Below are 14,047 nucleotides of genomic sequence, written 5' to 3' on the forward strand. Positions count from 1 at the left end.
ATGAATCAAACGTGGCGCACACATCTTCAATCTAAATTGCAACAATTAAATAAGCAAGGGCAGTATCGCAATTTGCATGTAACAGAACAAGCAGAAGAGACATGGCTTATTCGAGATGAAAAAAGGATGCTAAATTTAGCGTCAAATAATTATTTAGGGTTAGCTGGAGATGAGAGGTTAAAAGAAGCTGCTATTGCATGCACAAGAAAATATGGAACTGGAGCGACAGCATCAAGGCTCGTTGTAGGAAATTATTCACTGTATGAAGAGGTTGAGAGAAGTATATGCGATTGGAAAGGCACCGAAAAAGCCTTAGTTGTAAATAGTGGATATACCGCAAATGTTGGAGTGATTTCTTCATTAGCCTGTCGTCACGATATTGTGTTTAGTGACAAATTAAATCACGCAAGCATCGTTGATGGGATTATATTAAGCGGAGCAGAGCATAAAAGGTATCGTCATAATGATTTAGATCATTTAGAGAAGCTGTTGCAAGTAGCACCGCCAAAAAAGAAAAAATTAATCGTAACAGATACTGTTTTTAGTATGGATGGTGATACTGCATATTTAAGAGATTTAGTGCAAATGAAAGAGAAATATGGAGCAATGATTATAGTCGATGAAGCACATGCGAGTGGAATATATGGAATTGATGGAGCAGGGTTGTCTCATATAGAAAAAGATATTGCTCAAAAAATTGATATACATATGGGGACGTTTAGCAAAGCTCTAGGGTGCTATGGTGCGTATTTGACAGGTGATGCAATTTATATAGAGTATTTACAAAATATGATGAGAAGCTTTATTTTTACAACAGCTTTACCACCAGGAACGTTAGGAGCAGTGCAAAAAGCAATTGAAATTGTGAAAGAAGATAATGAAAGAAGAGAGAGACTTATAGCGAATGGAGCATATTTTAGGACACATTTGCAAGAAGCTGGTTTTGATATTGGGAATAGCTCAACTCATATTGTACCGATTGTAGTCGGTTCAAATGAAGCAGCTTTACGGTTTAGTAGAAGGCTGCAAGAGGTAGGTATTGCAGCAATTGCAATTCGTCCACCAACGGTTCCGGTTAATAGTTCACGGGTCCGTTTTGCAGTTACGTCCCAACATACAATAGCTGATTTGAAATGGGCTATTCAGCATATTATACGCATTGATAAAGAAGAGGGGTTTTTCGTATGAAAGAGCTAAAGGTTATTTTTATTCCTGGATGGGGAATGGAAGAAGGTGTTTGGACTTTAGTTCTGCCGTATTTTAAAGGATATTCTGTTCAATGTATCAATTGGCGTAATGTGAAAGAACAAAGTGAATTTGCGGGGCGAATAATAGATGTAGCAAAAGATGAAAATGTAATTTTAGTTGGATGGTCACTAGGAGCGTTAGCAGCAGTTCAAGCTCATAAAAAGGTTAAGGCAAAAGGTATCGTACTAATTGGTGGTACTACCAAATTTACAAATACGAGCGATTATACGAGTGGATGGAATACTCTGCATGTAGAACGGCTGAAAAAGAATTTAGCGAGAAAGAAAGAAGATACGCTCAAGCGGTTTTATGAAAATATGTTTACAAAAGATGAGCTGAAAGAGAATAAAAGGTTTGAAGATATGATAAAACGCTTTAAAGGTGATTCTATTCAGTCTTTGCAATTAGGTTTGGAGTATTTAATAGAAGCAGATATGAGAGAAGAACTGAAAGAAATTAAAGTCCCTATCCTACTTATTCATGGAGAGCAGGATGTAATTTGTCCATTGTCTGCAGCGCGTAGTATGGCGGAGAATGAGACTGCCACGCTCAAGGTAGTAAGTGAGGCTGGACACGCATTATGCGTAATGAATTTCGAATATTGCGGAAATGAGATAATTCAATTTGTAGAGGGGATACGACATGATCAACAAAACGTTACTTCAAAAACGGTTTAACGTGGCAGCTGTATCCTACGATCAATATGCAAATGTACAAAAAAAGATGGCACATTCATTACTTTCTACATTGAATCGGCGATATAGTGCAAATTCAACGATACGTATTTTAGAACTTGGATGCGGGACAGGATATGTTACAGAGCAATTATCAAACTTATTTCCGAAAGCGCATATTACAGCCATTGATTTTGCTGAAAGTATGATTGAGGTTGCGAAAACTAGACAAAATGTGAAAAATGTAACGTTTTACTGTGAGGATATCGAAAGATTACGACTAGAAGGAACGTATGATGTCATTATTTCGAATGCTACATTTCAATGGCTAAATGATTTAAAACAAGTGATAAGAAATTTATTTCATCATTTGTCTATAGATGGGATATTACTCTTTTCAACGTTTGGACATGAAACATTTCAAGAATTGCATGCTTCATTCCAGCGGGCGAAAGAAGAAAAAAATATACAAAATGAAACATCGATTGGGCAACGTTTTTATTCGAAAAATCAGTTGCGCCATATGTGTGAAATAGAAACAGGGGATGTGCATGTATCTGAAACATGTTACATAGAGAGATTTACAGAAGTTAGGGAGTTTCTACACTCTATTCGAAAAGTAGGAGCGACTAATAGTAATGAAGAATCCTATTGTCAAAGTCCCTCACTCTTTCGTGCGATGCTTCGCATATACGAAAGAGACTTCACGGAAAATGAAGGGATAATGGCGACGTATCACGCTTTATTTATGCATATAACAAAAGAGGGGAAGAGATGAAATGAAACAAGTACAAACAAAAAGGGACTGGAAAAAACTTGCACATGACGTAGTAGAAGAGAAAATGATTACGAAAGAGGATGCAATTGCAATATTAGAAGCTGATGATACAGAAGTGTTAGAAATTATGAATGCAGCTTACATCATTCGCCATCATCACTTTGGTAAAAAAGTAAAATTAAATATGATTATTAATACGAAATCTGGATTATGTCCTGAAGATTGCGGATATTGTTCACAGTCTATTATTTCAGAGGCGCCGATTGATAAATATGCATGGCTAACACAGGAAAAGATTGTAGAAGGAGCACACGAAGCAATTCGCCGTAAAGCGGGTACATATTGTATTGTAGCATCTGGTCGTCGTCCGACGGATAAAGAGGTGAATCACGTAATTGGAGCAGTTAAGGAGATTCGTGAAACGACAGATTTGAAGATTTGTTGTTGTTTAGGTTTCTTAAACGAAGATCAAGCAGGACGTTTAGCAGAAGCGGGTGTACATCGTTATAACCACAACTTAAATACACATGCAAATAATTACGAAAGTATTTGCTCAACTCATACGTATGATGATCGTGTTGATACAGTTCAAAAAGCGAAACAAGCAGGCATTTCACCATGCTCTGGGGCGATTTTTGGAATGGGAGAGACAATAGAAGAACGTGCTGAAATTGGATTTGAATTACAACGTATAGATGCAGATTCAATTCCATGTAATTTTCTTGTTGCTGTAAAGGGTACGCCGCTTGAAGGACAAAAAGAATTAACGCCGATAGAATGTTTAAAAGTGCTGGCGATGATGCGTTTTGTAAACCCAACGAAAGAAATTCGCATTTCAGGGGGACGTGAAATCAATTTACGTTCTGTACAGCCAATTGGATTATTTGCAGCAAATTCTATTTTTGTTGGAGATTACTTAACGACAGCTGGACAAGAACCGACTGCAGACTGGGGTATGATTGAAGATTTAGGGTTTGAGATTGAAGAATGTGCATTATAAGATAGATAAAAAGCAAACTTGTAAAAGAGTTTGCTTTTTTTGTAAATAAAATGTAATAAATAGTTGTGAAAGCTTGATACTATTGGTTTTTGAGCGGAAAAAAGAGTTTTGGTGGACGAATTTTCCAAGCCCCAATTGTACATAGTAAATATGTAATTTATATTGGGTTGGAGGATTTTACATGCACAAATATATATTAGCGATTATGACTTGTCTAATTTTACTAAAAGCAATAAGTGCTGATCCAGTTAAGGCTACCGAAAATCCTGAACAAAAAGAAATGCAACAACGAATTGAACAACATTTTCGAACGAAAGCTGAACATTTTGGATTGAAAACAGAAGGGAAAGATTTAAAGGAAGTGCGAAAAGAAATTACTATTATAGAAGAAGCGAAGAAAAGAGAGAATGTATGGAGAACAGCACAAACGCTTCGTATACAAACAGAAGGAAAAACAATGGATGAATTAATAAAAGATGTACGGAAAAAAGTAAAAAAATAAAAAAGAGGCCGCAGCCTCTTTTTTATTTTTTATGCCCATTGTTTTGATAAATGAGCCATTTCAATCGCAGCAACGGCAGATTCATAGCCTTTATTACCTGCTTTCGTGCCCGCGCGTTCAATCGCTTGCTCGATCGTTTCAGTCGTTAATACACCGAAAATAACTGGGATGTCTGTTTGTAGTGATAAAGATGCAACTCCTTTTGCTACTTCATTACAAACGTAATCGTAATGTGTTGTAGCACCACGAATTACAGTACCTAACGTAATTACAGCATCATACTTTCCGCTATTAGCCATCTTTTTAGCGATTAAAGGAATTTCGAATGCGCCAGGAACCCAAGCAACATCGATATCAGTCTCTTCTACACCGTGACGCTTTAATCCATCTAAAGCTCCGCCGAGTAACTTACTTGTAATAAATTCATTAAAACGTCCAACAACAACCCCAACTTTTAATCCTGTACCAACTAAATGACCTTCGAATACCATAATAAATCTCTCCCTTAATTATAAGTTTAGTAAATGTCCTAATTTGTTTACTTTCGTTTGTAAATACGTTTTATTCTCTTCTTTTGTTGGCATTTGCAATGGTACACGCTCGATTACTTCTAAATCGTAACCTTGTAAGTCAGCAATTTTTCGTGGATTATTCGTTAATAATCGTAAATGTTGTAAACCTAAATCTTTTAAAATTTGAGCACCAATACCGTAATCACGCAAATCAGCTGGGAACCCAAGTTTTTCGTTTGCTTCTACAGTATCGAAGCCTTCTTCTTGTAACTTATAAGCGCGAAGCTTATTAAGAAGGCCAATGCCTCGTCCTTCTTGTCTCATATAGAGAAGAACGCCTTTTCCTTCACGCTCAATTTGAGCAAGTGCAGCATGGAGTTGTGGTCCGCAATCACAGCGGCAGGAGCCAAATACATCTCCTGTTAAGCACTCTGAATGAACGCGTACAAGTACAGGCTCTCCTGTTGAAATATCACCTTTTACGAGTGCGATATGTTCTTTCGTATCTAATGAATTAGAATAGCCAATTGCATGGAAAGTACCGAAATCTGTAGGTAATGTAATTTCCACTTCTCGCGTCACTAATGTTTCATGGTGGCGGCGATAAGCAATTAAATCTTCTATTGTAATCATTTTTATATCAAATTGTTTTGCACACTGTAGCAAATCGGGTACGCGTGCCATCGTACCGTCCCCATTGATAATCTCGCAAATGACTCCAGCTGGTTCTGCTCCGCAAAGTCTGGCTAAATCGACAGCAGCTTCTGTATGACCAGCTCGGCGTAGGACACCGCCTTCTTTCGCGATTAATGGAAAGATATGTCCAGGACGATTGAAATCAGCACCTTTTGATGCAGGCTTTAATAATTCTTGTATTGTAGTTGCCCGTTCGTGAGCGCTAATTCCTGTTGTTGTAGAAACATGATCAATGCTCACCGTAAATGCAGTATGATGCGAATCTGTATTATGAGCTACCATTGGTTCTAATTGTAGACGTTCTGCGTATTCTTCCGTAATCGGTACACAAACGAGACCACGCCCGTGTGTAATCATAAAGTTAATCGTTTCTGGCGTAATATACTCTGCTAAAGCGATAAAGTCGCCTTCATTTTCACGGTTTTCATCATCGCATACGATAACGACTTTTCCTTGTTTTAAATCTTCTAGAGCTTCTTCAATACGATGAAACATAATGCTTCCCCCTTATAGAAATCCGTTTTCTTGTAAAAAGCTTTCGCTCATTGAACCTGTTCGTTTTACAGGTTTAGAAATAAAGCGTTCGATATATTTACCGATCATGTCACACTCAATGTTTACGATGTCACCAGCATTCTTTTCTCCGATAACAGATTCACTTACTGTGTGCGGGATGAGTGAGATTGTGATGGAAGATTCATCTATATCAAATATTGTTAAACTCGTTCCATCAACAGCAACGGAGCCTTTATGCAAACAATAGCGCAGCAATTCATCAGCAATAGCTATTTTGTAATAGACGGCATTATAGTGTTGTTTTTTGTTTAATATCGTTCCAATGCCATCAATATGTCCTGAAACGAAATGTCCACCGAATCTTCCGTTTGCAGCCATCGCCCGCTCTAAATTTACTTTAGAGCGGGGTTTAAGCATGCGAAGTGATGTTGATTGCATCGTTTCAGGCATTGCGTCCACTGTGAATGAAGTTGTTGTGAAACTCGTTACAGTTAAGCAAATACCGTTAACCGCGATACTATCACCTAAGTGAACATCTGATAAAATATTATTTGCATGGATCGTTAACTTCATCGCTTCTCCGCTTTGTTGCATGTTTGCAATCGTTCCTAATTCTTCTACAATTCCTGTAAACATTCCGTCACCTCACTTTGGGCATTGGCAATGATTTTGATATCATTGCCAACTTGTTTCATCTCTTGAATTTCCAAGGAAAGTGCATCTTGCAATGCTGCGAAACCATTTCCACCAAATAAAGTAGGGGCATCTTTCCCACCAATTAATTTTGGGCTTATATAAGTTACAATTTCATTGAGATGCTTTGTTTGTAAGAAGCTTGCATGAATTGTTTGACCACCTTCAACGAATAGAGAAAGAATTTGCTTCTCTCCAAGAAAGAAAAGGAGGTCCTTGATTTCTATATGTTTTGTTTTCATTTGGAATATAGCTATATTTTCAGATTCATAAGAAGCTATTTTCTCTTTATTTACATCCTTACCGACAAAAATCCATGTCGGTGCTAAACCATCTGTTATGACATGAGAAGATGGTGGTGTTCGTAAATGGGTATCTAAAATGACGCGTATAGGATGTTTACCCCCGTTAGGAATTCTTGTCGTTAAATGCGGATTATCAGCTATAACTGTATTTACTCCAACGAGAATTGCATCATGTGTATGGCGATATTGGTGAACATCAGCTCGTGCTTCTTCACCTGTAATCCACTTACTTTCACCAGTGACAGTTGCTGTTTTCCCATCTAAGCTCATCGCTGTTTTTATTGTTACAAATGGACGTTTCGTTTTCATGTAGTGAAAAAAGAAACGATTTAATAAGGTGGCTTCTGCTTCAAGAACACCGGTAGTTACTTCGATGCCAGCTTCTTCTAATCTCCTTTTTCCATTACCAGAAACGAGAGGATTGCAATCAAGAGTAGCAATTACAACCCGTTTGACTCCTTTTTTGATGAGCAATTCACAGCAAGGTGGTGTTTTTCCAAAATGGCTACACGGTTCAAGTGTTACATAAACGGTAGCTCCTTTTGCTTTTTCGCTAGCCATATGAAGCGCGTGAACTTCTGCGTGTTCTTCACCAGCACGTAAATGAGCGCCAATACCGACGATGTTTCCATCTTTTACAACAACAGCACCAACCATAGGATTTGGACTTGTTTGTCCGGATGTTCCTTCTGCTAACTGTAGGGCAATCCTCATATATTCTTGATCTGTCATTCTCTTCACCTCTCCTGAAAAAATCAAAAAACCCCAAGGATTTTATATCCTTGGGGTTTGGGAGACGTGATTTCTAGAAATATAGTTCGAATACGAAAGTATAGGAAAGAAACCTAACGATGATTGATATTTTTGCATAAGGAAAAAACCTAGCAAAATATCGAATTTTTCAAACGCTAGTCGTATCTTTTTATTTCAGTATAGAAACATAAGTATACAAAATAAAACATATATAAAGATTCAAAACGAAACTTCAAAAATATGCATACTGAAATAAAAGTGTATTCGCTATATAAAATTACTAGAAAACATATCCTTCTCCCATCCAGACTATACTGTCGGCCCTAGAGTTTCACTAGATCCACCGTTTTCGAGTTGAAAACGGGTCACGGACTTAGAAGTTTGCACTTCATCACCGCCGGTTGGGAATTTCACCCGACCCCGAAGGATGTTGTTTGCTCAAATTATAGCACAAAAAAAATAAAAGGCTAGAAAAAAATATTCGAATGTGAAGAATTGTGTGAAAATACATGTAAGTTGGAATGAGGACAAAAGTATGAGAAATGTTGTAAGGAAAAGGGGGGACGAGAGTTAATGAAAAGAAAAAACATGCACAAAAAAATGTGCATGTCACATGTAAAATTATTCTGCCTCTGGTGCTCTAACGACAGACTCGAATTTCCCTTTATGCGAAGCATCGCAATAAGGCATATTTTTTGATAAACCACAACGGCATAAAGAAAATGCCGGTTTTGCTGGGAATACATTCCCTTGTGAATCGACTAATTCCACGTCCCCTGTAACGCGAAAAGAGCCATTATCATTTACTTTAATTTGTACTTTCGCCAACGCTATCCCTCCTTCCCAAACGCTTAATTTCATCATATAATTAAGAGAAGTACTTGACAATATAAAGTGAAACTTTAATTAGTGGGGGAGGTATCCCCCACTAATTATTAGTTGAACCAATCGGGCTTTTAGGGGCAGTTAATCTCCCACCTAACTTCTTTGTTTTAGCTGAGTTTTGAGGTGGGAGTTTTACTGCCCGTTAATGCGGGGTAAAATGAGCACTTTCTTTGGGAGAGAAGAGAGTGTTATAATGTTTTTTATAACTGACTAGAGTAAGGTGACGAGAGATGGATAAACAATTACATACATTACGAAACATTGCAAATGAGCGCACGTGGGCATCATTTTTGAATGATAATCATCCATATAGTTTGTTACATTGGTCCATTGCAGGTGTAGGGCAAGAGGCAAAGGATGTTTGGTTACTTCAAGATGAAGTAACATTTCAAACGACAGAATTTCCAACGTTAGACGATGCAATGCAATGGATTTCTGAAAATATGGAACAAGTTACAGACGTTTTAGCGCAATAAAAAAACAGGCTTATGCAAGCCTGTTTTTTGCTTCTTTTACATATGAGTTTAAAAATTGATCAACGGCTGCTTCATACTCTTCTTTATTTTCGTTATAAGAGCAAGCGTGTGCACCGCGTTCTGCAATATAAAGTTGTTTATTGTTTTCTTTTGCTTCATATAGTGCTTTCGTCATATCAGCTAAAATATAATCATCGTCTTTACTATGAATAAAGAGGATGGGATTGTTAATATTTTTTATACAATCGATTGGTGAAACTTCGCGAATCGTATAACCGTCACGCACTTTTAAAAAAGCATTTGCTAAAGGTAATAAAGGCCATTTAGGTAAATGGAATTCAACCTTTAAACGGTGTTGTAATTGTCCGTAGAAATCAGAAAAAGGACAATCTGCAATATAGAAATCAGCACCATCTTCTACAAGTCCTGCGTATTGAAGAAGTGTTGCAGCTCCCATAGATTCACCATGAATACCGAGTGTTATATTTGTTCCAAAGCGACTTTTTAGCCAGTCAACTACAGATTTTAAATCATGTTTTTCATAGTATCCATAGCTTGTTGTTTTTCCGCCAGTTTTACCATGACGACGATGATCATAAATAACGACATTATATCCTCTGTTTAAAAATAACCTTGCATATTTTACAGAGTTCATTTTATTTACAGTTACGCCGTGACAAAAAATCATAAACTTATTGGATTGACCAGCAGGGATGTAATATCCGTGAAGATCATATCCGAATTGCGAAGGAATATGAATTTCTTCTTTATGAAGAGCATCAAAATCCTCTAAACGAAAATGTTTTTTCGTTTCTCTTTCGAGTACTTCTTCCTCTGTTTTTTTCTTTAAGTACATCACTTTATTTGTAAAGAAAATCCCAAGGGCAGTTATCGCACCTAGTATAGTAAACAATGCTGCAAAAAAACGTTTCATACTTTACCTCATCCTCCAAATACCGTTACATGTGATACACTTACATTGTATCACAATGATATAAAAGGGGAGAAATAGGAAATGGTGTATATACAAAAAATTACGCCAGCAATGAAAGCAACAATCCGAATGTTCATGTGTGAGAACTGGGGGAGTTCATTGATGGTTTCACGTGGTAAGGGGCATCAGTTAGAAGAGTTGTCAGGATTTGTTGCGCTCTTAGATGACAGAATAATTGGAATTATAACGCATGAATTGATCGGAAATATGTGTGAAATTGTATCTTTAGATAGCTTTGAAGAAAGAAAAGGAATAGGGACGAAACTTGTAGATTGTGTTTTACAAGTTGCAGAAGAAGAACGGTGCGGGCGGGTTTGGCTCATAACAACAAATGATAATATGAATGCGTTACGTTTTTACCAAAAACGTAATTTTGTGATGACTAATTTATATGTGAATGCAGTGGAAGAGGCACGAAAAATAAAGAAAGAAATTCCGCGTATCGGATATGATAACATCCCAATTTTACATGAAATACAGTTGGAGTATCGTTTAATAAATTGATGTAACAATTTTCAGAAATATAAGTTATTAACCTTGACGAATATTGTAATTTAGGTTACCGTAAAATTGTAATCTATTACCATATTAAGGGGTGACGATGTGGCAACTATACGTGATGTTGCAAAATTGGCAGGTGTTTCAGTCGCAACCGTTTCACGAGTTATTAATGAAAAAGGATACGTTCATGAGGACACAGTAAAACAAGTAAAGGAAGCAATTGAGGAATTACGTTATAGGCCAAATAGTGCAGCAAAGCCATTATTTAAAGAGAATTCAACGATAATTGCATTACTTGTAGATAATCTATATGACCCATCAAACATCACTTTGCTACATTGTATTGAGGAAATAGCATATAAAGAAGGATATCAAATCATTGTTTGTAATATAGAGAATAAAGATAGATACATACATATGTTGAAGGAAAATAACGTTGCAGGTGTTATTTTAACAAAATCAGTTTTTAAAAGTATAGGAGAAATTCCACTTCCGTTTGTTGTGATTGATGAAAAAAAATCCGATGCAAATTATTATGAAAGTGGACAAAGAACGGTTTCTTTATTAAAAGAAAAAGGCTGTCAATTTCTTGCTTATTTCGATGAGGGAGAAGATAGTGAAGAAATGGAAGAGCACATATCAGGATTTTTAGACGCTGTTTGGGAGGAAGGGATCTCTTATCGAGAAGTATGTGTACAAGGGTATACGAATAAACAGTTTATTACATTCTTGCAAACTTACCCGTATATAGATGGAATTGTAACTTCAAGTGAAAAGGTTACTTTTGAGTTAATTCAAGCAGCGAAAAATTTCAATATTCGTATACCGGACAAGTTGAAAATGATTGGACCGAACGGGAGCATAGACAGTGAATGGATAGGCCCGTCACTCATGAAATTTGAAAGTTGTGCCGAAGAAAATGGGAAAATAGCTTTACAACAATTAAAAGAAAAAATAAAAAAGTAAAAGGTGCGTATAAAACGCACCTTTTATAATGTAATTGCGGCAATAAATCCGAATATAAGTAGCGGTATATTATAATGCAGAAAAGTTGGTACACATGTATCCCATATATGATGGTGTTGACCATCAGCATTTAAACCAGATGTTGGTCCGAGTGTACTATCTGATGCTGGTGATCCTGCATCGCCTAGTGCTCCGGCTGTACCGATAATTGCAATTGTGGCCATTGGACTAAATCCGAGCTGCATGCAAAGGGGTACAAAAATAGTTGTTAAAATAGGGATGGTTGAAAAGGATGAACCAATTCCCATCGTAACGAGAAGTCCAATCACAAGCATAAGAAATGCAGCGAGTGGTTTGTTATTTCCAATTATATGTGCACTTGTTTGCACAAGAGATTCAACATGTCCTGTTTTTCGAAGAACAGCGCCAAATCCGGCGGCAGCGATCATAACAAAACCGATAAAGGACATCATGCGCATTCCGCTTGTTAATATCGCATCTGCTTCTTTAAGAGGTAGACTACCACTTACTGATAAGACGATAATCCCTGCTAAAGCACCGAAAATCATTGATTCTGTTGCTAATTGAACAGTTAATGTGGCTATGATAGATAATAATCCGAAAGTAATGCTACGTTTTGTATAGGGAACGATTTCATTTGCGGTAGTATGAACTTGTTCCGTTTCATACGTACGAGGTTTCCGGTACGTAATGAATACCGCTACACATAATCCAATAATCATACCGATTGCTGGAATAGTCATTGCTTTTGGAATAAGTGTGACATCAAATGTAAGACCACTTTGCGCAGCATTTGTTTGCAATACGTCATGATAAATTTTTCCGAACCCTGCTGGAATCCACATATAAGGAGTAATCAATCCGAATGTAATAATACATGTAACAAGTCTGCGATCCACTTTCAGCTCATTTAATACTTTTAAAAGTGCTGGAATTAAGATGGGGATGAAAGCGATATGAACAGGAATCACATTTTGTGAGAAACAAGCCATCGTTAAAATGATGAATAAAATAAGTATTTTAGAATAAACTTGTTTTTTCGTGTCTTGTTCATTGCCAATCCATTTTAGTGCAGTTTGAATCATGGCATCTGGAAGTCCTGTTTTGGAAAGGGAAATAGCGAAACCGCCAAGCATTGCATAACTTAAAGCGATTGGAGCACTGTTTCCAAGGCCGATTGTAAAAGTGTTAATAGTTTCTGAAATACCGAGTCCACCGATAATTCCGCCTGTTAAAGCTCCAACAATGATGGCGACAATGACCTGGACACGTAACAAACTAAGCAATAGCATAACTGCTACTGCGACGAGTACAGCATTCATAATAAATGTAATCTCCCTAAAATTTTATTGTGCTAAGGCAAGTAAATATGAAGCACTTTGCTATATTTATACATAGTTGCGACATATTATTATAAATTGTTTTCTATGAAATGTAAAAGAGCCTTTTGTCACTAATGCTGAAAAGCTAGCTCTTGTTTAATTGATTGTAAAGAATTGGCGAATAATTCTGGTTCTTCTAAATCAGGAGAATGTGCTGAATTTGGGAACCAAATCATTTTTTTTATGGGGGCTTCTATCACATCACAATATTCCTGAACGAGAGCATAAGGAGTTTGATAATCATAGCGACCAGAACAAAAATAAACCGGAATAGATAAGCTTGAAATAGAAGAAAAGAAATCGATTGTCAACATTTCTTCCCATAAAACGCCAGATTTTAAATTTCCTGCGAGAAACTTGAACCAATCTAATAGCTTATATTCAGGAGAAAAGAAGCCTTTTCGTATGAAAGAAAAGGAAGATCCGTTTTGGATTGCTCCGCCGAATGTGCCAAGCCACTTTCTTTGAATAATAAGGCGTCTCGTATCTAAAAATGGTGGTTTGCCTAATTTTAAAAGGGACGCTAATGCTTTTTTATGATCATGTTTTTTTGCAGAACGAATTAAATGCTGATATAGCAATTCTTCGTTTTGTTTCATATGTACAATCTGCCCAATACCGATGTAAGCCTCGATATACTGTGGATATTGATGTGCTATGTTAAGCCCAATAATGCTTCCCCAAGAATGACCTGCGAGAAATAGTTTCTGTTTATTGAACTTTTTAAGTACATATTGAATCACTTCTTTTGCATCGGAAACGAATTGTTCGATTGTAAAATTTGCTCCGAAATCTTTCATTGAAAAGGATTTACCTGCCCCGCGCTGATCCCAATTAATAACGATGAAGTGTTTCTCCAATTCTTTTTGAAAATGACGAATAAATCCAATTTGTGCCATGCCAGGTCCGCCATGACAGCATAATAAAATTGGCTGCTCTATGTTTTGCCCGCGCATAAGGAGAGTTTGTTTTCGATTATGAATCATAACGCTTTCCATCGTAGCAATACTATTAGGAATGAGTTGTTTATTTTCATTATAAAACTGTGGGGTATAGCTACGAAAAAGCATATGGAAAACCTCCTTTTCTGAAATCGTATGAATCGCACAGGCTATTCGTTTTGCATATACTGTTAGAAAATCATT

At 36.9% G+C, this 14,047-nt stretch carries 16 protein-coding genes and 1 riboswitch; of the genes, 8 read left to right on the forward strand and 8 right to left on the reverse strand.

The genetic code is table 11. The features are described from left to right. From bioF to MKO96_RS10275, 5 genes are all read left to right on the forward strand, one after another. Positions 1-1,188 carry an 8-amino-7-oxononanoate synthase gene (gene bioF, locus MKO96_RS10255; RefSeq protein WP_097915902.1) on the forward strand — a complete coding sequence of 396 codons (1,188 nt, stop codon included), beginning with the start codon at positions 1-3 and terminating at the stop codon, positions 1,186-1,188. Next, positions 1,185-1,925, forward strand: coding sequence for an alpha/beta fold hydrolase (locus tag MKO96_RS10260; RefSeq protein ID WP_097915904.1), 741 nt, complete (start codon positions 1,185-1,187; stop codon positions 1,923-1,925). Before bioF ends, MKO96_RS10260 begins: the two co-directional genes overlap by 4 nt. After that, a complete protein-coding gene (bioC, locus tag MKO96_RS10265) occupies positions 1,891-2,700 on the forward strand; it encodes a malonyl-ACP O-methyltransferase BioC (protein ID WP_088059602.1) in 810 nt (269 codons plus the stop codon). Before MKO96_RS10260 ends, bioC begins: the two co-directional genes overlap by 35 nt. Before the next feature lies 1 nt (position 2,701). Next, a complete protein-coding gene (gene bioB, locus MKO96_RS10270; protein ID WP_097915906.1) occupies positions 2,702-3,700 on the forward strand; it encodes a biotin synthase in 999 nt (332 codons plus the stop codon). 181 nt (positions 3,701-3,881) lie between these two features. Continuing rightward, the gene (locus MKO96_RS10275; RefSeq protein WP_000549786.1) at positions 3,882-4,202 is read left to right on the forward strand and encodes a hypothetical protein; all 321 of its coding nucleotides are present in this window, start codon (positions 3,882-3,884) and stop codon (positions 4,200-4,202) included. 29 nt (positions 4,203-4,231) lie between these two features. Here MKO96_RS10275 and ribH read toward each other — a convergent pair whose 3' ends face one another. The 5 genes from ribH to MKO96_RS10300 all read right to left on the reverse strand — a co-directional run bounded on the left by ribH (position 4,232) and on the right by MKO96_RS10300 (position 8,505). After that, positions 4,232-4,693 carry a 6,7-dimethyl-8-ribityllumazine synthase gene (ribH, locus tag MKO96_RS10280; RefSeq protein ID WP_000230900.1) on the reverse strand — a complete coding sequence of 154 codons (462 nt, stop codon included), beginning with the start codon at positions 4,691-4,693 and terminating at the stop codon, positions 4,232-4,234. Positions 4,694-4,711: 18 nt separating this feature from the next. Continuing rightward, entirely contained in the window at positions 4,712-5,905 is a 1,194-nt protein-coding gene (gene ribBA / locus MKO96_RS10285; protein WP_240587435.1) for a bifunctional 3,4-dihydroxy-2-butanone 4-phosphate synthase/GTP cyclohydrolase II, read from the reverse strand. A 12-nt stretch (positions 5,906-5,917) separates the two neighbouring features. After that, a complete protein-coding gene (gene ribE, locus MKO96_RS10290; protein WP_098092728.1) occupies positions 5,918-6,562 on the reverse strand; it encodes a riboflavin synthase subunit alpha in 645 nt (214 codons plus the stop codon). Beyond that, entirely contained in the window at positions 6,544-7,656 is a 1,113-nt protein-coding gene (gene ribD, locus MKO96_RS10295; RefSeq protein ID WP_240587436.1) for a bifunctional diaminohydroxyphosphoribosylaminopyrimidine deaminase/5-amino-6-(5-phosphoribosylamino)uracil reductase RibD, read from the reverse strand. Before ribD ends, ribE begins: the two co-directional genes overlap by 19 nt. Positions 7,657-7,965: 309 nt before the next feature. After that, a riboswitch (FMN riboswitch) is annotated at positions 7,966-8,109 on the reverse strand. A gap of 189 nt (positions 8,110-8,298) precedes the next feature. Beyond that, positions 8,299-8,505: a CDGSH iron-sulfur domain-containing protein gene (locus MKO96_RS10300; RefSeq protein WP_001151582.1), complete on the reverse strand. Its 207-nt coding sequence runs from the start codon at positions 8,503-8,505 to the stop codon at positions 8,299-8,301. Positions 8,506-8,792: 287 nt separating this feature from the next. Between MKO96_RS10300 and MKO96_RS10305 the strand changes: the two genes are divergently transcribed. Further along, entirely contained in the window at positions 8,793-9,038 is a 246-nt protein-coding gene (locus MKO96_RS10305; RefSeq protein WP_000360793.1) for a DUF2552 family protein, read from the forward strand. Positions 9,039-9,048: 10 nt separating this feature from the next. Here the strand turns inward: MKO96_RS10305 and MKO96_RS10310 are convergent, their stop codons facing one another. Further along, positions 9,049-9,972 carry an alpha/beta hydrolase gene (locus MKO96_RS10310; protein ID WP_240587437.1) on the reverse strand — a complete coding sequence of 308 codons (924 nt, stop codon included), beginning with the start codon at positions 9,970-9,972 and terminating at the stop codon, positions 9,049-9,051. Between the two features lie 81 nt (positions 9,973-10,053). Here MKO96_RS10310 and MKO96_RS10315 point away from each other — a divergent pair, with 81 nt between their 5' ends. After that, positions 10,054-10,536 (forward strand): GNAT family N-acetyltransferase, encoded by a 483-nt coding sequence (locus MKO96_RS10315; RefSeq protein WP_240587438.1) that lies wholly within the window; start codon positions 10,054-10,056, stop codon positions 10,534-10,536. 99 nt (positions 10,537-10,635) lie between these two features. Beyond that, positions 10,636-11,499 (forward strand): LacI family DNA-binding transcriptional regulator, encoded by an 864-nt coding sequence (locus tag MKO96_RS10320; RefSeq protein WP_240587439.1) that lies wholly within the window; start codon positions 10,636-10,638, stop codon positions 11,497-11,499. 23 nt (positions 11,500-11,522) lie between these two features. Here the strand turns inward: MKO96_RS10320 and MKO96_RS10325 are convergent, their stop codons facing one another. Together MKO96_RS10325 and MKO96_RS10330 are read right to left on the reverse strand one after the other, a co-directional pair. Continuing rightward, complete coding sequence (locus tag MKO96_RS10325; protein WP_240587440.1) at positions 11,523-12,842, reverse strand: Na+/H+ antiporter family protein; 1,320 nt, start codon at positions 12,840-12,842, stop codon at positions 11,523-11,525. A gap of 131 nt (positions 12,843-12,973) precedes the next feature. Next, positions 12,974-13,972: an alpha/beta fold hydrolase gene (locus tag MKO96_RS10330; RefSeq protein ID WP_240587441.1), complete on the reverse strand. Its 999-nt coding sequence runs from the start codon at positions 13,970-13,972 to the stop codon at positions 12,974-12,976. Positions 13,973-14,047 lie beyond the last annotated feature (75 nt).

Origin of the sequence: Bacillus sp. ES1-5 (assembly GCF_022487605.1) — a bacterium.
In the GTDB taxonomy this organism is placed as follows: Bacteria; Bacillota; Bacilli; order Bacillales; family Bacillaceae_G; genus Bacillus_A; species Bacillus_A wiedmannii.